Genomic DNA, 22728 nt, shown 5'->3' with positions numbered 1-22728 from the left:
GAGGGCTCTCAGACGAGTTCGAGTCGGCGGGCCAGGTCGGAGACGAGCACCCCACCGGGGTCGACCCGTTCGCGTACCTTCCGCCAGGCCGGCAGCTCCGGATACATGGCGTGCACGACCTCGGCGCTCGCCCGACCGTCCTTGGCCAGGTACAGCCGGCCTCCCGCCGCCAGCACCCGTTCGTCGAACCCGCGCAGGAGGCGGGCCAGACCGGGGTGGTCGACCGGCAGATCCATGGCGAGCGTCCACCCGGGCCGGGGGAAGGAGAGCGGACCCGGGGTCGGGTCCCCCATCCGTTTGAGGACCGCCAGGAACGAGGGGGCGCCCGTTCGCGCGAGATCCTCGACCACCGCCCGGAGCGTGTCCTCCTCGCCGAAGGGGACGACGAACTGGTACTGGGCGAACCCTCGTGGACCGTACAACCGGTTCCACCCCTCCACCGCGTCCAAGGGGTGGTGGAAGGCGTCGAGCGGTCGGATCCGTCCTCGCCGGCGGCGAGGAGCCGCATTGTAGTAGGCCGTGTTGAACGCCTGCGCCGTCCACCGGTTGAGCAGGCCGGACGGCGCCCATCGCGGGGCCGCCGGCGCGGACCTCGGTCGAACCCTCCAGGGCTCGTCCCGCAAAGGGGCGGGCAGATCGGTACGAAGGGCGTGGCGTGCCCGGGTGACGATCCCCCGTCCGGTGTCGCCGCCCCTGGCCAGCAGGTCGATCCATCCGACCGTGTACCGGTGGCCCCGGGGGCCGTCCCCCATCAGCTCCAGGGTGGCGTCGAGGTCTCCGGTGCGATCGATGTCCACCATGACGTGGGACGTCTCGACGGGGCGCACCGCGACGGTGGCCGAGGTGATGACACCGGTGAGCCCCATACCGCCGACCGTGGCGTGGAAGAGGTCGACGTCGCCGCGGTCGGGACCGAGTTCGAGGAGCTCCCCGAGCGGGGTCGCCAGGGTCAGGGAGCGCACATGGGCTCCGAGGGAGGAGTCGATGTGGTGGTTCTTGCCGTGGACGTCGGCGGCGATCGCCCCGCCCAGGGTGACGTGCGCGGTGCCGGGCACGACCGGGAGGACCCGCCCATGACGCAGCAGGTACGTCGTGAGACGGCGCAGGTCGATCCCGGCGGGCGCGGTGATCTCGTCCCGCTCCGTGTCCAGGCGGAGCGGCCCGGTGAGCGAGGAACAGTCCAGGACGAGTCCGCCCGCGGACTGGGCGGCGTCTCCGTAGGAACGGCCCAGCCCTCGGGCGAGGGCGCCGCGCGGCCCCGCCCGGGTGAGCGCCTCGGCGACCTGTTCCACGGTTCGTGGCCGCACCACGGTGGCGGCGGTGGGCGAGGTGCGCCCCCAGCCGGTGAGGAGGGTCGGTCGACTCACAGGTGGATCCCCAGTCCGATCAGGAGGACGAGGCTCAGAAGGGTGGCCTGGAGGGGTCGGTCCTTCAACGCGATCTCCTCCGGCTCCTCGCCCGAGCCCCGGTCCACGAGCAGGTTGTAGCGGAGCACGAACATGACGAACGGAACGATGCTGACCGCGTGGAACACCGATTGCGGGCCGCCGCCCTGTTCCAGCGCCCACAGGCAGTAGGTGACGATCATGGCGCCGGAGGCGACGGTGCGCATCCGCGAGAGGTAGTCGGTGGTGTAGCCGAGCAGGGCCGCCCGCGTGGGGTGCGTCCCACCCTCTTCGCCGAGGTCGGCCTCGCCCACCGGTTCCGGGGCCCCGGTCGCGCGGAGCTCCGCCTCGCGCTTGCCGACCACCACCAGCAGGGCCGCCAGAGACACCACGATCATGAACCACGAGGTGAGCACGACCCCGACCACGATCCCGCCGGCCATCGCGCGCAGCACGTGGCAGGAGGCGACTGCGACGAGATCGACGACGACCATCGTCTTGAGGAAACGCGTGTAGAGCAGGGTGAGCAGGACGTAGCCGGCGATGAGGGCGGAGAGTGCCCCGTTGCCGAGGACGAGTGAGGCGACCGGGGCGACGAGGACCGCCAGGACGCCCACGACCACGGCGATCGGCACCGGAAGCTCGCCCGAGGCGATCGGGCGATGGCGCTTACGCGGGTGGCGACGATCGTGGCGCGCGTCGCGCACGTCGTTGAGCAGGTAGGTCCCGGCCGAGGCCAGACAGAAGAGGCCGAAGGTCGCCAGGCACAGGAGCACGGCCCGAGGGTCGGCGAGCGCCCCGGCCGTGGCGGGGGCGGCGAACACCAGCAGGTTCTTGAGCCACTGGCGGGGGCGGCAGGCCCGCAGGAGGGCGAGGGCGAGTACGAGGCCCCTCCGTCCGGGTCGGTTCCGGGCCGTGGGGATCGCGGTCACGTCTTCCCCCTCGGGTCCGTCGTCGGTGTTTCGGAAGGTCCGGGCCGCCCGTGGGGGTGGCGGGCGGCCCGGAGGGGACGGGGGCGGTGGATCCGATCGTCGAACGCGGGGGTGGCGGACGGTCGGTCCATCCGGTCAGCCTCGTCGGGCGGTGCCTCGACCGGTGACGAACAGGATCACCGCGATGCCGATGAGGCCGGCGCCCGCGATCAGGGCGGCCACGGGCAGCGTGCTGTGCAGCAGGGGAAGGACCTTGCGGGCCTGTTCGGTGTTCTCGATGGACGCGGCGCGGGTGGCGTCGTCGAAGGAGAGTTCACCGCTGAGCAGGGTCAGGACCTCTTCACCGTCCACGACGACGACGCGGTGGTGGTCCTCGCTGATGTTGATGGGGGTGCCGCTGATCGGTTCGATCCAGTAGGTGCGGACCATGGAGAAGGTCTCGTCGCCGACGACGTCGCCCTCACCGTCCAGGCCGGCGACCGAGCGCGGGACCTCCCGCTCGTCGATGACGGTCGGCTCGACGGTCTGGACGAACTTGTAGGCCTCGACGCCGTCGATCTCCTCCACGCCCTCGAACTTCATCGGGACGACCTCCTGGACGGTGGTCTCGAAGAAGTCGTAGTCACGCTGTTCCGTCATGAACGGGAACTTCCAGGCCTGCCCGCTCTGGGCGACGGACTCCTCGTTGATCATGGCGTCACAGCAGTCGACGGCCTCGCCGGTGACCCGGTCGTGTCCGGCGCGACGGCTCGTGGAGCTGATCCCGAAGTCGGTGTCGGCGTCCTTGATCCAGGTGAACTGGTCCCACACGACGACGTCGTCGGTGCTGGACGCCACGTCGGCCCGGAGAGTGGAGTGCGCCTCGACGTTGGCGTCCTCGACCTGTTCGAGGTCCTCGATGTTGAAGTAGGTGACCTCTCCTGTGTTGACGGTGGCGTTGTAGTAGTCCAGTGGAGTCTTCATCAGGGAACCGGACATCCACGTACGCATCATGGGTGCCGAGACGAGACAGAAGACCCCCAGCGCGATGAGAACGACCGCAACGGTACGGCGCATGTGCCCTCCTGGGCGGATGAGAGTCAGATCTGGAACCAGGTTCAGTTCCAGGTAGAGTACTGCCCAGTAGTGAACGACGTCACCTGGGCGTGTCTGAATTTTTATAACACGTTCTAATAGAACGAGTTTCGACTCACTCCCGTTCTGGAAGGCTCCATGGCGCCCACTTCCACCGCGCCCGAGGACCCCGCCTCGGGCGGCCCCCGCACCGCCACCGTCGACCCGGCCCGCCTCCTCCCCCAGGTGAAGGGGCGTCACCACTCCCTCGACGGCGTCCGCGGTCTGGCCTGCGTCATGGTCCTCGTCGTGCACGTGTCCACCGAGACCGGGGACGCGCTCGCCCCCGGCATCGTCGGCGGACTGCTCAGCGCCGCCGCGCTCGCGGTCCCCCTGTTCTTCTGTCTGTCCGGCGTGCTGCTGTACCGTCCCTGGGCCCGCGCCACCCTGGACCTGACCCCGGGTCCCCGGATCCCTTCCTACCTGTGGCGTCGCGTCATGCGCGTCTTCCCCGCCTACTGGGTGGTGGCGGCGGTCGCCCTGTTGCTGTGGGCCGGCGAGTACCGCGACTCGGCGCGGCACTGGTTCGAGGTCATGACCCTCACCTTCCCCCTCAACACCGACCCGCACTGGGCCGGCCCCGGCCCCTACGGCCTGGGCCAGATGTGGAGCCTGTCGGTCGAGGTGGCCTTCTACCTCACCCTGCCGCTGTTCGCCCTGATCCTGCACCTGTGGGCGCGTGGAGGGAGGACCCCCGACGCCCGCGGACGCAGACTCATCGGCGGCATGGTGGTCCTGATCGTCCTGTCGTTCGCCGCGCTGATCCCGCAGTACCTGCCCGAGTACCGCGAGTACATGCACTCCTGGCTCCCCCGCTGCATGGGCATGTTCGCGGTGGGGATGGCCCTGGCCACGCTCTCGGAACTGGCCTGGCGGGAGCGGGGACCGGACGGACCGGTACGCCGCCTCTGCCGGACCCTGGCCTCCTCCCCCGGCCTGTGCTGGGCCGTGGCCGCGGCCTTCTACGCCCTGGAGGCGACCCCGGCCGCGGGCGGACGGTTCTTCGAACCCGGCAACCTGTGGATCTCGTTCGTCGAGAACGCCACCAGCATCGGCTTCGCCTTCTTCATGGTCGCGCCCGCCGCCCTGGCGCCGCCGCCCGCCGACGGCCCTCCGCCCTCCCTGCGCGCCCTGTCCACCTGGCGTGACGGCGCCTGGCTGGACGGGCTGATGCGCCATCGGGTCGTGATGTTCTTCGCCCGGATCAGCTACGGGATGTTCCTGTGGCAGTTCGTCGTGCTGTACCTGTGGCGCGACTTCACCGGCCAGGAGATCTTCACCGGTTCCTTCTGGTTGGACTTCGTCCCGGTCCTGGCCCTGAGCGCCCTGCTCGGCACGCTCACCTTCCATCTGGTGGAGGAACCCTCCCGCAAGTGGTCCCGGCGGGTTCTCGGCGGGCGGAAGGGGTCGACCGGACGCGGCGGAGGCGGGCGTCGGCGCCGCGGAACCCCGTCCACCCCTCCCCCGGCCTGAGCGCGTCAGTCCTTTCCGTCGGACCCCTCGGCCTCCCCGGAGCCGTCTCCTTCGACACCCTCACGCGGGGCGTCCTCCTCGTCCTCCAGATCGGCGGCGGGTGAGAGCGGCCCCAGCGAGGCCCAGGTGACACAGGTCGTCTCGGCGTCGGTGAACAGGGCGAAGGTCGTGTCCCGCGCCTCGATGGGCACGTACACGTATCCGCCGTCGGGGGCGGCGGGCAGGTCCGCCCGGACCTCCTCGTCCCCGACCAGCACGCCCACCTCGGAGTCCTCCTCGGACGTGTAGCCGATCGTGGCCACCTGGTCGATGCCGCCGAACTCCCACACCGACCACGACATCAGACCGTCCCAGCCGTCCATGCAGTCCGAATCCTCGGCCGGGACGAACGCGTTGACGCGGGAGGTGGGGGCGGCCTCCACCAGAAGGCCCTCGTCGTCGAACACGTAGGCCTCGGTGGCGGGTTCCGGCGCGTACATGCGCTCGGCCACGGCGTCGTCGGCCAGTGGGGCCAGCACGTACGAACTGAGTCTGCGCTGCCCGTTCCACTCCAGGACGACATCGGTCGGCACCGCCCTGCTGTAGAGGCCGGCGTCGTCGGGGACCTCGGCCAGGGAGGCCCGCGCGTTGGCCAGGTAGGTCCGCAACCGTTCTCCGTTGAGGGTCTGCGCGTAGGCGTGGGTGGAGTAGGCCGCCGAACCGGCGTAGGCCAGGGTGACCACGAGCGCGGCCGCCCCCGCGACTCGACCGACCCGGACCCGGCCCGTTCCTCGACGCCGGTCGTACCCCTCCCCCGCGTTGCCGACGTGCTCCCGGGCCCTCTCCTCCTTCACCGGAAGGAAGGCCAAGGCCAGGACCAGGGCGAACACCAGAGCCGCGTCGGCGACGTAACGGGGGTCGGCCCCGACCTCGCCGTACATGTGGCCCCGGGCGATCACCGTGGGCACCACGTCCACGAACACCAGGTGTCCGGCCAGCAGGGCCCAGGCACGCCAGGCCCGTCTGCGCAGGAGAAGGGAGGCCACCACGATCGCGACGAACACGATCCAGGCGCCGATCAGCACCGGGCCCAGAGGATCGACCAGCCCTCCGGTGGGGGTGATCGGCCGCCACACGTAGGGGCCGCCGAGCGCCCCGGTGGGGAACACCTCGACGACCATGCGCCGCATCAGGCCCGACGCGGCCTCCCAGACCGGTACCGAAGCGCCTTCGGAACCGTCGCCCGCCCTCTGGCGCAGCAGGTAGAGCGCCAGATACCCCAGGGAGAGGGCGGCCATCCCGAGCCAGTAACGCCGATCCAGCCAGAACGCGTACCGTGCCGACCGCGCGAGCCCGCCCGGATACAGGAAGGCCACCGCGAACGCGAACAGCAGCGGTGGAAGGAACAGGGCCTTGACCGAGAAGAGCATCCCGAAGACGACGGCGCCGGCCGCCCACCAGGCGTACATCGTGACGCCGGTGCGCAGGTGGCGCACGGTCCACAGCAGGGCGAGGACGATCGCGAGCTGGAACGGGACCGCGTTGAGGGCCGCGGCCCACCACCCCAGGACCGGGATGGTCAGCGGTGCCGACGCGTACACGGTGAGCGGGATCAGCAGGGCCCACCGGCGGCCGAACAGCTCCCACAGCAGCCGGAGGAACGCGAGGATCGCGACGGTCTGGAGGACCAGCATCGTCCCCGCGGCCGTCCCCCAGTGATAGGGCAGGAAGGCGTTCTGGAGGTAGACCAGGAACATGGCCCCCGGCATGAAGTGGCCCTTGTGCAGGTCCAGCAGGTACTCGGGGGTCAGCCCGCCGGTGTTCGCCGCGGCGAAGAAGAGGTAGTCGTCCTCCACGAAGGAGGAGGCGGAGAGCACGTACGCCTTGAGCGCCACGGCCACGGCCACGATCGCCAGGGCCGTGAGAAGGAGCCGGTCGTTCCTCGACCGCCACAGCGAGGCGAGCATCTCGCGCGGGGAGGCTCCGGCGGGGCCACCCCGATCCTCCGGGCCCTCGACCGCTCCGCGTACCCTGGTGCCTCCGTCCTCCTCGGACGGCGGCGCCTCCACGGCCCCATCGTCCTGCGGCCCACGCGCCGAGGGGGAGTCAGGCGACATCGGTCCTCTCTTCCCACCATAGGTTGGCCAACCCGGAAAATGGGTGCCAGAATACAACACGTTCCACTTTTCCTTGTGGCCGTTATCGCAGGTCGTATTGGCCTGCCCCTCCAGAACAGGAACAAGCTTCAAAAGAAGCTGTCCGCTGGGCGGCCACCCGCACCGTGGGGGTGATGTCGGTGGGGCTCGAACAGGTCCGCCGCGACTGGACCCGACTCGGTTCCACCGAGCCGCTGTGGGCGGTCTGCGTGGATCCGGACAAGCGTGACGGCGGGTGGGACGACGAGGAGTTCCTCGCCTCCGGCCGCGCCGACATCGATCCGGCGATCGCACGACTGGACGAATTGGGCCTGGCCCCCGAACGCGGTCGCGTACTGGACTTCGGCTGCGGCGCCGGTCGACTCTCCAACGCCCTCGCCGCCCACTTCGATCGGGTGGTGGGCGTGGACATCTCCGCGCCGATGCTCGACGAGGCCCGACGGCTGGACCGTTCCCAGGGCCGGATCGACTTCCGACTGAACGAGCGCCCGGACCTGTCCGCGTTCGAGGACGACTCCTTCGACCTCGTCTACACCGACCTGGTCCTCCAGCACCTTCCCCCCGACCTGGCCGAGGGCTACCTGCGCGAGTTCGCCCGGGTGGTGCGCCCCGGCGGCGCCATGGTCCTGGGCGTGCCCGAGAGCGAACGCCGGACCTTCAAGGGGATGGTGTTCCGTTACGTGCCCTGGCCCCTGGTGGCCTTGGCCCAGCGGGTGATCCTGCGCTATCCGGCGCCCATGCGCATGCACACCCTGCGCACCAAGCGTCTGGCCGAGCTCCTCCCCGACGCCCGGATCGTCGCCTCCGACGAATACTGGGGCGGGGACCACTGGCGCCACCTGCGGCACTACGTCGAGGTCGGGGGTCGGGTGTGACCTCGCCCCACCCCGACTGGACCGTCCCCTTCCGCGCCACCCTCGGCCGCTCCGTGAGACTGTTCACCGCCTTTCGCAAGGAGCAGAGCGACCCCGCCTTCTTCTACGGCCTGCTCGCCCGCGACACCGTCGCACAACTGCGCTCCTACACCCCCCTCGACGGAAGACTCGTGGTGGACGTGGGCGGTGGCCCCGGCTACTTCGCCGACGCCCTGCGCTCCGAGGGCGCCCGCTGTCTGTGCGTGGACGCCGACGCGCACGAGATGACCCTGCACGGGCGGGAGGCCGATACCAACGCCGTCCAGGGCAGCGCTCTGGACCTCCCCCTGCGCACGGGGAGCGTGGACGTGTGCTTCTCGTCCAACGTTCTGGAGCACGTGCCGGACCGGTCCCGGATGGCCGACGAGATGGTGCGGGTGACCCGCCCCGGAGGCCTCGTGTACCTGTCGTACACGCTGTGGCTCTCCCCTTGGGGCGGCCACGAGACCTCTCCCTGGCACTACCTGGGCGGTTCGTACGCGGCCGAGCGGTTCGCGCGCAAGAACGGCCGTCGACCCAAGAACGACTTCGGCCGCACGATGTACGCGGCCTACGCCAAGGAGACGCTGCGCTGGCTGCGCGGCCGCGACGACGTGGACGTGGTGGACCTGCGTCCGCGCTATCTGCCCACCTGGACAAGGCCCATCGTGCACGTGCCTCTCCTGCGCGAGATCGTCACCTGGAACCTCCTCCTGGTCCTGCGCAAGCGCTGAACGTCCCCCATCGGGATGAACCACCGATTGTTCACGATTCGTTGGAAACGACCGCACGGGGATGCTGTAGCCTCCCCTCGTTCCCCAGCCCCATGGAGCCCTCCATGTACGACGAAGTCGGTGTGAACCCGATACAGGCGATGTCCAAGGCCGAACAGGCCGAGGCGCTGTCCGAGGCCATGCTCCTCCTCGGCACCGACCTGGAGGAGATCGCCTCCACCCTCGTCTCCGCCGTGTCCGAACACGTGAGCCCCGCCGTGTCCGACTACGAGGCCGACACCCTCGAACACATCGACCGGGTCTCCCGGAACGGGATGACCCTGGCACAAGAGGTGCAGGGGGCGGTGTCGACGGTCGTCACGACCGACGCCGAGAGCGCCGAGCTCTACCAGGGGAGCATGAACGCCCTCGACATCCGGATCAACTTCTGACCCCCCGTCCCCCCGACCCGCACCGGCCTCCGGAGACATCACGGACCATGACCAGCATCTCCGACCTCTCCCTGGGACTGCCCTCCGACATCCAGGCCGACGTCGCCTCGATCAACGAAGGAGCCGACGGCCTCGACCGGCTCTGCCGGACCATGCTCGGCGACTCCGAAACGGTCGACGCCGGTTTCCGTGCCAGCGCGGGCGAGTTCACCGACCTCATCGCCTGGGACATCGTCACGGCCGCCTCCACCGAACTGATGGCCTGGGAGGAGGCGGCGAAGTCGTTGACCTACGGCGCCGCCACGCTCCGGCTCTGGGCCGGGGACATCAAGGACTACCGGCTGGCTCGGGCCGGGCTCGAACGGCGCTGGGAAGAGGCCGTGTCCAACGCCGAGGCCGCCGTGAGCCGGATCGGCTCACGCCCCGACATGCACGGTTCCCTGACCTCCGGCGCCTTCGAGACGGCCAAGGTCGAGGAGTTGGAGGCGCTGCGCGCCGATCTCCTCTCCGAGCACACCAAGCACTGGGACACCCTGATGGACCAGGCCGACCAGACCAAGAAGGATCTGCGCGACGGCCCCGGACAATCGACGTTGGAGCGTCTCCTGGGTGCCGGTCTTCTCACCGGTGCCCAGCTGAGCCGGTTCTCCGACACCGTTCCCGGCATGGTCCCCGACCTCCCGTCCGAGGGCGAGTCCCCCGCCGTCGTCGGCCTGTGGTGGTCCTCCATGACCGAGGACGAGCAGCGGCAGGCGCTGAAGGAGCACGGCGAACTCCTGCGCGCCCTCGACGGGATCCCCGTGACCGTGCGCGACGAGCTCAACCGCGGTTTCCTCCAAGAGGAGATCTCCCGCTTGGAGGAGGAGGTCGCCGAGGCGGAGGAGTGGCGCGACGCCGCCATGGGCCCCTGGCCCACCGGCGGCGCCTGGGGCACCTACCACGCGATGAAGGGGCTGGAGGACGTCCAGGGGGAGCTCGACACCCTGACCACCCTGCGTTCCAGGCTGGAGGACCCGAACGCCGATCGCTACCTGCTCTCGTTGGACACCGAGGGACGCGGACGCGCCATCGTGTCGAGCGGCAACCCCGACACCGCCGACGGCGTCGCCACCCTGGTCCCCGGTACCACGACCACCTGGCAGAGCGTCAACGGTCTGATCGGCCGGTCCGACGCCCTCCTCGAATCGGCCACCGACGCCGATGAGGACGGCGGGCACGCCGTCGTCACCTGGGTCGGCTACGACGCCCCCAACTTCGTCGAAGCGGCCTTCTCGGGCCGTGCCGAGGGCGCGGTCGACGAGCTGAGCGGCTTCCAGGAAGGGTTGCGGGTCACCCACCAGAACACGTCGCCATCGCACAACACCGTCATCGGGCACAGTTACGGCTCCACCGTGGTGGGGCACACCGCGCAAGGGGACGATGGACTCGACGCCGACGACATCGTCCTCGTGGGAAGCCCCGGCTCCAACGCCGACCACGTGAGCGAGCTGGGCTTCGCGCCCGACGACGTGCACACCTCGACCGCGGAGAACGACGGGATCAGCATGGTCACCGGCTTCACCCACGGCCCGGACCCGACCGCGCCCGGGTTCGGCGCGACGGTGTTCGATTCGGACCCCGGCAGCGAAGGGGGATCATGGCCTCTGGGAGACGCCCACTCCGAGTACTTCGACCGGAACAGCGCCTCCCTGGAGTACATGGGCGAGGTCATCGCGGGGCAGAGGTAGTCACAGCGTGAACGGAACCATCCACCGGATCGCGGCCCTCGTGGTCGCCTCGATGTTGAGCGGCTGCGGTATCGGTACCGCCGGAGAGACGGACATGAACGAGACCATCACACAGGACCGGGCCGCCGAGAAGGTCCGGGAGCACATCGAGCGGACCCTCACCGCGCTCCCCGACGAGGCGGAGCTGGAGACCCGACGGGGCACCCTCTTCGCCTCCTGCGACGACGCCACCGACGGAGGACCCGGCGACCGCGTCACGGTCAGTGAGACCTTCTGGATCAGGGGTCTCCCGGTCGAGGACAACGAGGCCGGCATCGAGCGGATGTACGAGTACTGGACCGCCAACGGCTACCGGGTGCTCAGGGACGAGCGCCCGGACTCGCTGTCGCTGACGGTCGAGCACGAGGAGGACTCGTTCCGGGTCGGCGTCAGGACCAGCGACAAGGGAAGCCTCTCCATCAGCGCAAGCTCGCCCTGCGTCTGGCCCGAGGGGACCCCCGGGGGCTGAGGCGCCGGTCAGCCCGGGGTCAGCCCGATCTCGTCGATCCTGCGCCCATCGGCGGCGATGACCGTGGCGGTCCACCCGCCCAGGTCCACCCGCTCCCCCGGGCCCTCCGGGATGTGCCCGAGCGCGGCCAGGACCATCCCGGCGACCGTGACGTAGGAACCCCGCGGACGGTCGGTCGGTTCCACCCCCAGTCCCGGCAGATCGTGCACGGGAAAGCCTCCGGGGACCAGGAGCGTCCCTCCGACCGACCGCACCGCCCCCGTCGGTTCGGGGTCGGTCTCGTCGTTGATGTCCCCGACCAGCTCCTCCAGCAGGTCCTCCAGGGAAACGATGCCGACGACCTCCCCGGTCTCGCCGACCACCATCGCCAACTGGCGGCGTCCCTCGGTCATCCTCCGCAGGGCCGTGGACAACGACAGCGTGTCGGGCAACAGCGGCACGTCCCGGGCCAGGTCCGCGATGTCCCCCTCCCGACCGATCAGGTCCGACCAGTGCACCACTCCGACCACGTCGTCCATGTCTCCGTGGCGGACCACCGGAGCCCGCGAGTGGCCGAGTTCGGCGAGCGCCTCCAGCGCGTCCTCGGCCCGGGTCCCCGCGGACAGGGCGTCGACGTCCCTGCGCGGCACCAGCACCTCGCGCAGGCGGCGTTCGCGGATCTCGAAGGCGCCGACCAGGATCCGCCGCTGTTCGGGGGTGATGTGCTGATGCGAGACGATCATGTCGCGCAGTTCCTCGTCCGAGACGCCCTCCCCGCCGGCCTTGGGGTCTCCGCCGAACAGGCGCACGACCAGGTCCGTGGTGACCCCGAGCAGCCACACCACCGGCCGGGTCAGCGTGGCGAGCAGGTCCAGGGGGCGGGCCACCGCCAGAGCCCAGCGCTCGGCCCGCTGCATGGCGATCCGTTTGGGGGCGAGTTCCCCCAGCACCAGGGTGATGAAGGACAGGACGATGGTGACCAGCACGATCGCCACCGGTGAGGCGTAACGTCCGAGGAATCCGAGCGGTTCGACCAGGGGCCGGGCCAGGGAGACGGCCGCCGTCGCCGAGGCCAGGAACCCGGCGAGGGTGATGCCGATCTGGATCGTGGCGAGGAAACGGTTGGGGTCCCGCGCCAGCCGGGCCACGGCCCGCCCGCCCGGACCGCGTTCCTCCAGCCTCCGGATCTGCCCCTCTCTCAGGGTGACCAGCGCGATCTCGCTCCCCGCGAACAGCGCGTTCACCACGACCAGGACCAACACGAGACCGAGTTGGGTCCCGTAGCCCTCCATGGGCGCCCCCGTGGTCAGGTTGTACCGCCGTTCGTTTCATTCCCTCCCATCACTCTGGTCACACGTGCCCCGCCCGGGGCTTCGGCACGACCCCGCCTTCCCCCCGGTCGAGGAGGGAGAGGGCCCTGCGCGGGGAACGGGCGTGGCGGCGCATGCCGGCGAACGGGCACTCGTCCCGTTCCAGGTCGATGGAGAACTCCTGGGAGGAGGAGATCCTCTCCAGCTCCTCCCAGGTGATCGGGGTGGCCACCGGGGCTCCGGGCCGGGCTCGGACCGCGTACGGTGCCACCGCGAGCTGTCCGGGACCGTTGCGGAGGTAGTCGACGAACATACGGCCGTGGCGGGCCGCCTTGCGCACCCGGGTGGTCCACTCCTCCGGTGCCCTGGCGGCGACGCGGTCGGCGACCGCCTTGGCCAGTCTCCGGACCTCCATGTCGTCCACCTCCGGGCGCAGGGGCGAGTGGACGTGCAGACCTCGGGAGCCGGTGGTCATCACGTAGGCGGCCAGTCCGAGTTCGGACAGCACCTCGCGCACGACCCGGGCCGCCTCACGACATCCGGCGAAGGCCTCTCGGCCCGAACCGACCGGGTCGAGGTCGAGAACCATACGGTCGGGGAGTCCCAGACGAGGGGTACGGGAGGACCATGTGTGCAGGGTGATCGCGGCCTGATCGGCGCACCACACCAGGGCGGCGGCCTCCTGGCATTCCATCATCCGTCCGGAAGAGGTCCACACCGTGCGGATCCAGCGGGGGTGCGAGGGGTGTTGCACGAGGAATCCGGAGCCGTCCAGCCCTTCCGGGAAGCGTTCGAGCACGACCGGGCGCCCCTTGACCAGGGGCAGCATGAGCGGAGCGATCCTGGCGTAGTAGTCGGCGAGGTCCTCCTTGGTGGCCCCGTCCTCCCCGAAGAGGGGCTTGTCCGCGTGCCGGATCTCCACCTTGCGGCGTCCCGCTCGCACCGTCGTCCGCATCGCCCCCGCCTCCTGTCGGATCGTCGTGCGCCGGATCTACCCGACCCCCACCCCCGAAAACCACACAGAATATTTCATATAGGGCAAATCACATGCGAGTTCCCGGAACAGCGCCACCGAAGCCGCCCATGAGAAAGCCGACGCCCGGCCGGGTCTCCCCCGGCCGGGCGTCGGCTTGGATCCGCGAAGCGCTCGTCCTACTTGCGCTTGTTGATCTCCTCGGTGAGCTGCGGAGCGACCGTGTGCAGGTCTCCCACGACGCCGAAGTCGGCGAGCTCGAAGATCGGGGCCTCGGGGTCCTTGTTGACCGCGATGATGTTCTTCGAGGTCTGCATGCCCGCCCGGTGCTGGATCGCGCCGGAGATGCCCAGGGCGATGTACAGGTTCGGGCTGACCGTCTTACCGGTCTGGCCGACCTGGAACTGGTTCGGGTACCAGCCCGAGTCGACGACGGCGCGGGAGGCGCCGACGGCGGCACCCAGCGAGTCGGCCAGGTTCTCGACGACGCTGAAGTCGTCGGAACCCACGCCGCGGCCACCGGAGACCACGATGGCGGCCTCGGTCAGCTCGGGACGCTCGCCCTTGGCCTGGACGACGCGCTCGACGACCTTGGCGGTCTTGGCGGCGTCGGAGATGTCGACCGAGACGGCCTCCTCGGCGGCGGCGCCGGCGGCGGCCTCCGGGGTGACGGAGTTCGGACGGACCGCGATGACCGGCACACCGGTCTTGACGCGGGCGTGGGTGACGGTGGCGCCACCGAAGATGCTGTGCTCGGTGACCAGCTCGGCGTTGACGTCGACGACGTCGGTGAGCACACCGGAGCCCAGCTTCACGGCGGTACGACCGGCGATCTCCTTGTTCTCGGCGGTGGCCGAGACCAGGATCGCGGCGGCGCCCTTGTCCTGGGCGAGCTTGGCGAGCAGCTCGGCCTTCGGGGCGACGACGTAGTCGTTCACCTCGGCGGGAGCCACGTAGACCTTCTCGGCGCCGAACTCGGCCAGAGTGGCCTTGCCCGACTCCACACCGTCGCCGATCCAGACCGCGACGGGCTCGCCGACGCGGCGAGCGGCGGTCAGCAGCTCGGTGGTGACCTTCTTGACCTGTCCGTCGACGTGGTCGACGAGGACGAGGACCTCAGCCATAATCCTTGAACCTTCCTGAGTCTCTCGTCTACCTACACGAACTTCTTGTCGGCGAGGAAGTCGGCGGCCTTGACGCCGCCGTCGCCCTCGTCCTTGACGATCGTGCCCGCGGCGCGCGGCGGCGCGGCGGCGAAGTCGACGGTCTCGGTGGTGGCGTTGGCCAGGCCGACCTTGCCGGTGTCGATACCCGCGTCGGCCGCGGACTTCTTGTCGACCGGCTTCTTCTTCGCCTGCATGATCAGCTTGAAGGACGGGTAACGGGGCTCGTTGATCTTCTCCACGACGGAGACGACCGCGGGCAGTCGAGCCTCGACCACGTCGTAGCCGTAGTCGGTCTGACGCTGGATCTTGATGGCGTCGCCGTCGATGTCGACCTTGCCGGCCAGCGTGAGCTGGGGCAGGCCGAGGTACTCGGCGAGCGCGGCACCGATGACACCGGTGCGGGCGTCGGTGGACTCCGAACCGAGCACGACCAGGTCGAACTCGATGGTGCCCAGGGCCTGCGCGAGGGCGTAGGCGCTCTGGATGGCGTCGGAGCCGTGCAGCGCGTCGTCGTTGACGAAGACGGCCTTGTCGGCGCCCATGGACAGGGCCTTGCGGATCGAGTCCGTGGCCTGGTCCGGCCCCATCGTCAGGATGGTGACCTCGCCGCCGTGCTTCTCCTTGAGGAGGAGCGCCTCTTCGATGGCGTATTCGTCGAGCTCGTTGATGACACCGTCGGACGCCGCGCGGTCCAACGTCTTGTCATCGGCGTTGAGCTTCCGTTCGGTCGCCGTGTCCGGGACCTGCTTGACCAAAACGACAATATTCATGGCCGGTGGCCGACCTCCCTGCACTCCCATGTCCGCCGTCTGGCGGGCGGGCGCTGGCGCGCCCCGTGACTGCCAACAATGCCGAATGCCGATCGGTCATCCGACGGCGGGTCCCGCTGTTCACGTTCACAGCCGGTCCCGCTCATGTGCTCATACACCATATGTTACTGGCTAGTAGCTTGCAGGCCAACCCGTGGCCCGGGTTCGACTCGGAAAACCCGGAATCCCTCCCCGCGGCCCTCACTCGGAACACGTCGGAACGACGCCCGCCGGTGACGATGACGCCCGGGGAACGGTGACCGCTCCCCACTCTATTGACCGCTCCCCCGTCCGGGGGCGAGGGGGACGCCCCGCTCCCCTCCCCGAACACGGGAACGCCCCTCCTCCTGTGGGAGAAGGGGCGTTCGAAGTGCGAGGGTCGCTTCTATCCGAACCAGTCGGCCGGGCCGGTGAGCGGCCCCATGGTCCAGATCGGGGCCGAACCCAGGCCGATCGACAGGATCAGCATGGTGAGCAGGACGATGGCGACGACCACGCCGATGTACAGGTACAGGTTGTGGAAACGCACCCGTTCCACCAGCCAGACCGCCTGGTGACGGGCCTCACGCCCGCTCGGCATGATGTAGCTGAGCAGGATCATCACGAAGACCGCGAAGGCGCCCGTGTAGTTGGCCCCGTCGTTGCCGGTCTCCAACATCGTGGAATAGACCAGCCCGACCAGGATGCCCGCCACCAGATAGATCAGCCCGAAGCCGACGGTGCGCAGTGTCATACGACCGAACGCCCAGGGGAAGCTGAGCGCCACCACCATGCCGTCGGAGTTGCGGCGACCACGCGTCTGGAGACGTCGCGCGTGCTCGGCCTTGACCACGTCCAACGCGCTCAGGCCGGAGATGAGGACGACGCCCAGGAAGATGCCGAACCAGGGGAACCACAGGGCCGTCCCGGCCAGCGAGAGCATGATCGGGATGAGGACCAGCGGATGCATCCGCCAGGTCTCGTCGTAGTACTCGTCCTCGTCCTCGTCGTATTCGTCGCCCTCGCGGTCACCGCGGAAGTAGTCGCCGACGCGGTCGCCGCCCCCACGGCGGAAACGGCCCAGCAGGCCGCCCCGCTCCCGGTACTCCTCCTCGTCGAACTCCTGGGTCGTCTCACGCCGCCCCTCGGCCCCCACGGGCGTCAGGATGTCCTGGAAGGCCTTCGGGTCCAGCGGCGAGTTGAAGAACCGGGTCTGAGGGGCACCGTCGGGGTCCTCGTCCTGGACCCGGGCGTGCCGGGAGATCTCGTCCTGGCCCATCATCATGGTGCCCTGGGGGTCCTCCCGAGGGGCCAGGGCGGACGGGTCGATCCGCTGCGTGCCCTGGACGTCGTCCCGGACCGGATCGATCCGCTGGGTGCCCTGGGTGTCGTACCCCTGAGCGCCCGTGCCCGGGACGATCCGTTCGGTCCCGGCCCCGGACAGGTCGTCGGTGGCCTCGTCGTCCCACCCGGACGAGTGGGCGTGATGCGTCCGGTCGTCTCCGGAGGAACGGGCGCCGCTCAGGTCGTCGGTGGCCTCCGGGTCCTCGCTCCATCCGTTGGAACGGGCCGCGCCGAGGTCGTCGGTGGCCTCGAGGTCGCTCTCCCGGCCCCCGGGGCGCTCGTTGGAGGGCGTGGACCACGCGCTGTCGGTCGTTCCGGGGGCGCTCCTGGTGTGCGCGCTCCCCCAGCCCTCTCCGGCGCCCCCGCCCAGCAGGTGCCCGGCGGCCGCGCCGCCCATGGCGCCGCCGAGGATCGCTCCTCCCACGCCGCCGTGTCCGGAGCCGTGGCCCCCGGTGTCGGGCACGCCCGGAGCGGGGCTGTGCACGGTGTGGCCGCCGGTCTGGTCCGGCAGCCCGCGCTGCGGTTCGCTCCACGGCAGGTCGAGGTTGAGGCGGCCGGTCTCGGTCACGAGTTCGGCCGCGGTGGGCCGGGCGCTCATGTCACGGGAGACCGCGCGGTTGACGAGGGGGCGCAGCGCCTCGTGCATCCCGTCCATGTCGATCTCGCCGTTGAGGATCCGGAAGAAGATCACCTCGAACGAACCGGCGCCGTAGGGCGGACGGCCGGTGGAGGCGAAGGCCACGGTGCCGCCCCAGGCGTGCACGTCGGTGGCCGGACCCAGGTCCGTCCCCTCGATGACCTCGGGCGACAGGTAGCTGGGGGTGCCGACGAACGTGCCGGTCTGGGTCAGCTTGGCCCCGTCGACGGCGTGGGCGATACCGAAGTCGATGACGATCGGTTCGCCGTTGGAGATGATCACGTTGCCGGGCTTGAGGTCACGGTGGATGACGTCCACCGCGTGGATGTCCTTGATGGCCCTGGCCATACCGGTGACGAAACGGGTCAGAGCGCGCCCGCGGAGGGGGCCGTGGTCGGTGACCGTGGCGTCCAGCGTGGGCCCGGGGATGTACTCGGTGACCACCCACGGCAGTTCCGCCTGGGTGTCCGCGTCGATGACCTCGGCCACGTTGGGGCTCTGTACACGACGCATCGTCTCGACCTCGCGGGCGAGCCGGGCGCGTGCGATGTGGTCTCCGGCGACCTCGGGCTTGAGGACCTTCACCGCCACGAACCGGTCGGTGTGGGGATCCTCGGCCTGGTACACCACTCCCATGCCGCCGGCGCCGATGCGACGGCGGATCACGTAGTGACCGATGCGCTCCGGCAGCTCCTCACCCGTGGGGAAACCTGCCGACATTGCCATCGAGAACTCATCCCCTCAAAAGACCACATACCGCCACGCCCAGTTTATCGGCCGGGGGGATGGGTCAAGCTTGGCTTGTGCGGCCCCGCCCAGGGGCCCGTGTGGTCCGCGGATCCCACCCGGGATCGGGCGCGGAACGCGCCCCGGGGCTCCGGGCGAACCGTCCGTCCTGTGACGACCACTGACGAGTATGACGGAAAAACCGGGTGAGCGGTTCCCCCGTTCCCTTCCCGTATGGCCGGATCCGGTCTTCCACCCCAGGTCCCACCAGGACACTCAACGCGACAAAAAGTAAAAGCAACGACAAGTCACTACAAAAACCTGGGAAGAGAGCGGGGCGGGCGGCGAGGCGAACGCCCGACACCACCCGCCCCGCCCCACAGCGATACCCGTCCCAGGGGCCGGGAACGCCCGAGGTCAGCGCCCTTCGAAGGTCGCCTTGCCCGGTCCCTGCTCGATAAAGCTGCGCATGCCCGCCTTCTGGTCCTCGGTCGCGAAGAGGCCCGAGAACTGGAGTCGCTCGATCTCCAGGCCGGTGTCCAGGTCGGTCTCCAACCCGCGGTCGATGGCCTCCTTGGCCGCGGCCAGGGCCACCGCGGGGCCGTCCGCGTAACGGGCGACCAGCTCCACGGCGGCCGAGTAGACCTCGTCGTCCTCGACGACCCGGTCGGCCAGGCCGATCTCCAGTGCCTCCTCCGCCTTCACGTGACGCCCGGTGAACACCAGGTCCTTGGCCTTGGCCGGACCGATCAGACGCGGCAGACGCTGGGTCCCGCCCGCACCCGGGATGACGCCCAGCAGGATCTCGGGCTGTCCGAGCCTGGCCTTGGCCCCCACGACCCGGAAGTCGGCGCACAGCGCCAGCTCGCATCCACCGCCCAGCGCGTACCCGCTGATGGCGGCGACCACCGGCTTGGGGATCCGGGCCACCGCGGTCAGAGCGTTCTGTAGGGCGCGCGAGTACTCCAGCATCTTCGCGTGGGTGAGCTCGGCCATCTCCTTGATGTCGGCCCCGGCCACGAAGGCCCGCTCACCGCCGTAGAGCACGACGGCGCGCACGGAGTCGTCCGACGACACCCGCGCGGCCGCCTCGGCGATCTCCTCGGTGACCCGACCGTTCAACGCGTTCAGCGCCTTGGGTCGATCGATCCGGATGACGGCCACCGCGGGGTTGTCCGGGTCGACCTCCACGCGAACGAACTCGCCCACGTTCTCCACCTCTTCACTTCGGCGTCAGTGTCGGTTGCCACCTAACCACTCGGGTCAGGAGAAGAGCAGCACCAGGGTGCCCAAGCGCGCGGAGAGGGCGTACGCGCCGATCAGGAGCGCCCCGGTCCCCACCAGCAGAAGGGTGTCCGCCCTCCTCCAGTGACTGATCCGGGCGTGGGTGCGCGGCCCCGTGCCGAAGGCCCGCGCGTCCATCGCGGTGGCCAACAGCGTCCCGGTCCTGATCGAGCGGACCAGCAAAGCGAAGAGTCGACCGAAGAACAGCCGCACCACGTTGAACGGGTTGTACCCGGCCTCCAGACCGCGCGCCCGGCGGGCCAGGGTGATGGTCCGCCACTGGTCGGCCAGGAGCGGGATCAGGCGCAGCGCGGCGAGGACGCCCATGGCGGGGCGCTCGGGCACCTTGAGCCGTTGCACGAGCCCGTCCGACATCTCCGTGGGGTCGCTGGTGATCGCGGCCAACAGTCCGGGAAGCGCGATGGCCAGCAGGCGCACCGCGGCGCCGACGGCCCCTTCCAGCCCCTGTTCGCCGTACAGGTAGTTGACCGTCCCGCTGCTGAGGCCCATCAGCAGAAAGGGCCCGCCCAGGAGCATCAGGGTCCTACGGTCCACACCGCTGAAGGGGACCGTCAGCAGGACCACGAACAGGACCAGGCCTCCGGTGACGGCGTCCACAGCGGGGATCAGGCCGATGGCGATCGCCAGGGCCGCCAGCAGTTTCGCGGCCGGGTTGAGCCCGGTCATCCAGTAGCGGGCCCCGCCCTCGGCGGGAACGTCGAGGGTGAGGGTGTCCCCTCCCATCGTCTCCGCGGTACGGGTGCCGGATCGGGCGGTGCTCACACGTCCTCCTTCGACGAGACGGTGGCTCGACCGTCGGCGACCCCGATACGGGAGTCCACCAGATGTTCCAGGAGCAGCCGGTCGTGGGTGGCCATGACGATGGCCCGCCCCTCCGACCTCAGGGAGCCCAGCAGCTCCACCAGCTCCGTCCAGGTACGGGTGTCCTGCCCGAAGGTGGGTTCGTCCAGGACGAGGACGTCGGGGGCGTGCGAGGGCCCTGAACTGAGCGCGGTGGCCACCGAGAGCCGCCGTTTCTCTCCTCCGGAGAGCGTGTACGGGTGGACGTCGGCCAGCCGGGTCAGGCGCAGTCTCTCCATGAGTTCGCCCACCCAGGCCTCGATCTCGACCTCGCCCATCCCCGCGCGCGAGGGCGCGAAACGCAGCTCGTCCAGCACGGTGGAGGTGACGAACTGGTCCTCCGCGTGTTGGAAGACCGTTCCCACGTGTCGGGCCAGACGTCGGGCCGGCCACTTCACCAGGGGGCGTCGGTCGGCCTCGGCCAATGGCCCGCGAGGCTCGACGCTCCCCCGGTAGGGACCGGAGAGCCCGGCCAGCAGGGTGAGGAGGGTCGACTTTCCCGCTCCGTTAGGTCCGGTCAGGGCGGTCGCCGTCCCGGCCTCGGGGGCGACGCGCACCCCCTCCAGGACCGTGCGGCGAGGGCCGACGCGGACCCCCACCTGGAAGGGGGTCCGCGCCGTCACGTCCACGGCCTCGATCAACGGTGCCCCTCCCGGGGCCGCCGTGAGCGAGGGGGCGGGTTCGTTCCCGGGGATCCACACGCCCTGGGCGGCCAGGGAACGCCCGTGTTCGGCGAAGATCTCGGCGGGGGCGCCGTCGGCGATCACCCCGCCGCCCGGTTCCACCACCACGACCCGGTCGACCAGGTCCACGACCTCGGCGACCCGGTGTTCGACCAGGACGAGGGTGGCCTCGGTCTCGGCCAGTAGACGGGCGAGCAGGGACCGGACCAGCTCGGCCCCGGCCGGGTCGAGGTTGGCGGTGGGCTCGTCCAGCAGCAGCAGGCGAGGGCGCATGGCCAGCGCTCCGGCGATCACCAGTCGCTGCTTCTCTCCGCCGGACAGGGCACCGGTGGAATGCCGCAGACCGTAGGGGAAGCCCACGTCCGCCAGGGCCCCCTCCACCCGGGACCGGATCGCCTCTCGTTCGATACCGAGGTTCTCCAGACCGAACGCCACGTCGTCTCCGGCCCGGGCCATCACGAGCTGGGTCTCGGGGTCCTGGGCGACCAGGCCGACCCGACCCCTACCGCGGGCGGCGGGCTCTCCGTCCACACGGAGCAGGCCCTCCTCCTCGCCGCTGATGGCGCTGTCGGGGCCGGTGAGCCCGGCCAGGGAGTGGAGCAGGGTGCTCTTGCCCGCGCCGGAGGCGCCCAACAGCAGGATCCGCTCCCCGGGTTCGACGACCAGGTCCACGCCGCGCAGGGCGTGGGTGTCGCGGCCCGCGTGCCGCCATCCCCAACCGGAGAGCTCCACACGCGCGCCGCCCACGTTCCTCGCTCCCATGGGTCAGCCCTTGGCCGAGGGGAAGGGGGCCAGGGCGCCGGCGCGCGCCAGGGCGGTGGTGAGGAGCCTGGCTCCCACACCCGCGATGAGGGCGGCGCTGATCACCACGATCACCCCGTAGGTGATCTGGTAGTGGAGCGGCCAGGTGACGTTGTAGGCGATGTTGTCCCGGATGGCCGGGGACAGGCCCGCGAACGCCGCCGCGAGCACGGCCACGCCCATGTTCCAACGCCGGTAGGCGAACGCCAGGAAGACCAGTTCGGGCAGCAGCCCCTGGAGGGTGCCGTCGAGGATGACCGCGAGCCCCCACTGGGTCCCCAGGACCGCGGAGACCGAGGCCGCCGCGATCGAGGTGAGCACGGCCGCGCCGGGCTTGCGGACGATCAGACCACCGAGCACGCCGGAGATCAGCCACATGCCGTAGACGACGGCCTGACCGGGCGGGAAGAACACGAACAGCGGCGTCGTGATCGACCAGACGATGTTCCACAGCCAGAAGACGACACCGACCGCCACACCGATCACGGCGGCGACGACGATGTCGACGGTGCGCCAGCTCTTGAGGCCGGCCCGTACCTCTTGGAGGAATCCGGCACGCGCGACCTCGCGGCCATCGGTCGTGCCGGTCCTGTCTTCGGTACTCATTACCCGAGGGTTCCCTTCGTCGGAGCGACGGAGGGGAATGCGGCCAAGAGCGCCATCACGCGTTCTCACGCGCACGATGGCGGGTTCTCACGACTTCCTTCGCCGGCATGATCCGGATCAGGTGTCTAAGGGTCTGCGGCCCGGTGCCGCACTCTCAGCGCTTCCGCGCTCCCCTGTCGGTTCGGCTCCATTATGCGCCATGAGGCAAATATCGGAGCTCTTGGCCCTCCATACCCCTT

The 22728-nt window shown here is 70.1% G+C and carries 19 protein-coding genes and 1 riboswitch; of the genes, 6 read left to right on the top strand and 13 right to left on the bottom strand.

Annotation, left to right across the window (positions count from 1 at the left end):
* Window positions 1-8 precede the first annotated feature (8 nt).
* From D451_RS0118580 to D451_RS0118570, 3 genes are all read right to left on the bottom strand, one after another.
* Complete coding sequence (locus D451_RS0118580; protein WP_017535541.1) at window positions 9-1367, bottom strand: FAD-binding protein; 1359 nt, start codon at window positions 1365-1367, stop codon at window positions 9-11.
* A complete protein-coding gene (locus D451_RS0118575) occupies window positions 1364-2317 on the bottom strand; it encodes a decaprenyl-phosphate phosphoribosyltransferase (RefSeq protein ID WP_017535540.1) in 954 nt (317 codons plus the stop codon). Before D451_RS0118575 ends, D451_RS0118580 begins: the two co-directional genes overlap by 4 nt.
* Window positions 2318-2452: 135 nt before the next feature.
* Complete coding sequence (locus D451_RS0118570) at window positions 2453-3373, bottom strand: DUF3068 domain-containing protein (protein ID WP_014913621.1); 921 nt, start codon at window positions 3371-3373, stop codon at window positions 2453-2455.
* A gap of 156 nt (window positions 3374-3529) precedes the next feature.
* Here D451_RS0118570 and D451_RS0118565 point away from each other — a divergent pair, with 156 nt between their 5' ends.
* The gene (locus tag D451_RS0118565; protein WP_017535539.1) at window positions 3530-4903 is read left to right on the top strand and encodes an acyltransferase family protein; all 1374 of its coding nucleotides are present in this window, start codon (window positions 3530-3532) and stop codon (window positions 4901-4903) included.
* 5 nt (window positions 4904-4908) lie between these two features.
* Here D451_RS0118565 and D451_RS0118560 read toward each other — a convergent pair whose 3' ends face one another.
* A complete protein-coding gene (locus D451_RS0118560) occupies window positions 4909-6999 on the bottom strand; it encodes a hypothetical protein (RefSeq protein WP_026125176.1) in 2091 nt (696 codons plus the stop codon).
* Between the two features lie 173 nt (window positions 7000-7172).
* On the opposite strand from D451_RS0118560, the gene D451_RS0118555 reads away from it, so the two are divergent.
* From D451_RS0118555 to D451_RS0118535, 5 genes are all read left to right on the top strand, one after another.
* Window positions 7173-7913: a class I SAM-dependent methyltransferase gene (locus D451_RS0118555; RefSeq protein ID WP_193789616.1), complete on the top strand. Its 741-nt coding sequence runs from the start codon at window positions 7173-7175 to the stop codon at window positions 7911-7913.
* Window positions 7910-8665, top strand: a complete 756-nt coding sequence (locus D451_RS0118550; protein ID WP_017535536.1) for a class I SAM-dependent methyltransferase — start codon at window positions 7910-7912, stop codon at window positions 8663-8665. Before D451_RS0118555 ends, D451_RS0118550 begins: the two co-directional genes overlap by 4 nt.
* 104 nt (window positions 8666-8769) lie before the next feature.
* Window positions 8770-9096 carry a hypothetical protein gene (locus D451_RS0118545; RefSeq protein WP_014909406.1) on the top strand — a complete coding sequence of 109 codons (327 nt, stop codon included), beginning with the start codon at window positions 8770-8772 and terminating at the stop codon, window positions 9094-9096.
* 47 nt (window positions 9097-9143) lie between these two features.
* Window positions 9144-10823 (top strand): alpha/beta hydrolase, encoded by a 1680-nt coding sequence (locus tag D451_RS0118540; protein WP_017535535.1) that lies wholly within the window; start codon window positions 9144-9146, stop codon window positions 10821-10823.
* Between the two features lie 7 nt (window positions 10824-10830).
* The gene (locus tag D451_RS0118535) at window positions 10831-11331 is read left to right on the top strand and encodes a hypothetical protein (protein WP_014909017.1); all 501 of its coding nucleotides are present in this window, start codon (window positions 10831-10833) and stop codon (window positions 11329-11331) included.
* A gap of 8 nt (window positions 11332-11339) precedes the next feature.
* On the opposite strand, the gene D451_RS0118530 is transcribed toward D451_RS0118535, so the two are convergent.
* The 9 genes from D451_RS0118530 to D451_RS0118490 all read right to left on the bottom strand — a co-directional run bounded on the left by D451_RS0118530 (window position 11340) and on the right by D451_RS0118490 (window position 22489).
* Complete coding sequence (locus D451_RS0118530; protein ID WP_014912493.1) at window positions 11340-12602, bottom strand: hemolysin family protein; 1263 nt, start codon at window positions 12600-12602, stop codon at window positions 11340-11342.
* Window positions 12603-12660: 58 nt separating this feature from the next.
* The gene (ligD, locus tag D451_RS0118525; RefSeq protein WP_017535534.1) at window positions 12661-13575 is read right to left on the bottom strand and encodes a non-homologous end-joining DNA ligase; all 915 of its coding nucleotides are present in this window, start codon (window positions 13573-13575) and stop codon (window positions 12661-12663) included.
* Window positions 13576-13772: 197 nt separating this feature from the next.
* Window positions 13773-14717, bottom strand: coding sequence for an electron transfer flavoprotein subunit alpha/FixB family protein (locus D451_RS0118520; protein WP_014910905.1), 945 nt, complete (start codon window positions 14715-14717; stop codon window positions 13773-13775).
* A gap of 32 nt (window positions 14718-14749) precedes the next feature.
* Window positions 14750-15529 (bottom strand): electron transfer flavoprotein subunit beta/FixA family protein, encoded by a 780-nt coding sequence (locus tag D451_RS0118515; protein WP_014908698.1) that lies wholly within the window; start codon window positions 15527-15529, stop codon window positions 14750-14752.
* 424 nt (window positions 15530-15953) lie between these two features.
* Window positions 15954-18254: a protein kinase domain-containing protein gene (locus D451_RS26630; protein ID WP_234305805.1), complete on the bottom strand. Its 2301-nt coding sequence runs from the start codon at window positions 18252-18254 to the stop codon at window positions 15954-15956.
* A gap of 417 nt (window positions 18255-18671) precedes the next feature.
* A complete protein-coding gene (locus D451_RS0118505) occupies window positions 18672-19472 on the bottom strand; it encodes an enoyl-CoA hydratase/isomerase family protein (RefSeq protein ID WP_017535533.1) in 801 nt (266 codons plus the stop codon).
* Between the two features lie 45 nt (window positions 19473-19517).
* Window positions 19518-20282 carry an energy-coupling factor transporter transmembrane component T family protein gene (locus tag D451_RS0118500; protein ID WP_026125174.1) on the bottom strand — a complete coding sequence of 255 codons (765 nt, stop codon included), beginning with the start codon at window positions 20280-20282 and terminating at the stop codon, window positions 19518-19520.
* Between the two features lie 35 nt (window positions 20283-20317).
* Entirely contained in the window at window positions 20318-21844 is a 1527-nt protein-coding gene (locus D451_RS0118495; protein WP_017535531.1) for an ABC transporter ATP-binding protein, read from the bottom strand.
* Window positions 21845-21847: 3 nt separating this feature from the next.
* Window positions 21848-22489, bottom strand: coding sequence for an ECF transporter S component (locus tag D451_RS0118490; RefSeq protein ID WP_017535530.1), 642 nt, complete (start codon window positions 22487-22489; stop codon window positions 21848-21850).
* A 77-nt stretch (window positions 22490-22566) separates the two neighbouring features.
* Window positions 22567-22674: riboswitch (TPP riboswitch) on the bottom strand.
* Between the last annotated feature and the right edge of the window lie 54 nt (window positions 22675-22728).

It is taken from the genome of Nocardiopsis alba DSM 43377 (genome assembly GCF_000341225.1).
Taxonomy (GTDB): domain Bacteria; phylum Actinomycetota; class Actinomycetes; order Streptosporangiales; family Streptosporangiaceae; genus Nocardiopsis; species Nocardiopsis alba.
This window is presented reverse-complemented; position numbering and strand designations above follow the sequence as displayed.

Bases quoted from the DNA above. Each gene is read 5' to 3' on its own strand.
- D451_RS0118570 (WP_014913621.1), bottom strand. From the start codon at position 3,373: ATGCGCCGTACCGTTGCGGTCGTTCTCATCGCGCTGGGGGTCTTCTGT.
- D451_RS0118565 (WP_017535539.1), top strand. From the start codon at position 3,530: ATGGCGCCCACTTCCACCGCGCCCGAGGACCCCGCCTCGGGCGGCCCC.
- D451_RS0118560 (WP_026125176.1), bottom strand. From the start codon at position 6,999: ATGTCGCCTGACTCCCCCTCGGCGCGTGGGCCGCAGGACGATGGGGCC.
- D451_RS0118555 (WP_193789616.1), top strand. From the start codon at position 7,173: ATGTCGGTGGGGCTCGAACAGGTCCGCCGCGACTGGACCCGACTCGGT.
- D451_RS0118545 (WP_014909406.1), top strand. From the start codon at position 8,770: ATGTACGACGAAGTCGGTGTGAACCCGATACAGGCGATGTCCAAGGCC.
- D451_RS0118540 (WP_017535535.1), top strand. From the start codon at position 9,144: ATGACCAGCATCTCCGACCTCTCCCTGGGACTGCCCTCCGACATCCAG.
- D451_RS0118530 (WP_014912493.1), bottom strand. From the start codon at position 12,602: ATGGAGGGCTACGGGACCCAACTCGGTCTCGTGTTGGTCCTGGTCGTG.
- ligD (WP_017535534.1), bottom strand. From the start codon at position 13,575: ATGCGGACGACGGTGCGAGCGGGACGCCGCAAGGTGGAGATCCGGCAC.
- D451_RS0118520 (WP_014910905.1), bottom strand. From the start codon at position 14,717: ATGGCTGAGGTCCTCGTCCTCGTCGACCACGTCGACGGACAGGTCAAG.
- D451_RS0118515 (WP_014908698.1), bottom strand. From the start codon at position 15,529: ATGAATATTGTCGTTTTGGTCAAGCAGGTCCCGGACACGGCGACCGAA.
- D451_RS26630 (WP_234305805.1), bottom strand. From the start codon at position 18,254: ATGGCAATGTCGGCAGGTTTCCCCACGGGTGAGGAGCTGCCGGAGCGC.
- D451_RS0118500 (WP_026125174.1), bottom strand. From the start codon at position 20,282: ATGGGAGGGGACACCCTCACCCTCGACGTTCCCGCCGAGGGCGGGGCC.
- D451_RS0118495 (WP_017535531.1), bottom strand. From the start codon at position 21,844: ATGGGAGCGAGGAACGTGGGCGGCGCGCGTGTGGAGCTCTCCGGTTGG.
- D451_RS0118490 (WP_017535530.1), bottom strand. From the start codon at position 22,489: ATGAGTACCGAAGACAGGACCGGCACGACCGATGGCCGCGAGGTCGCG.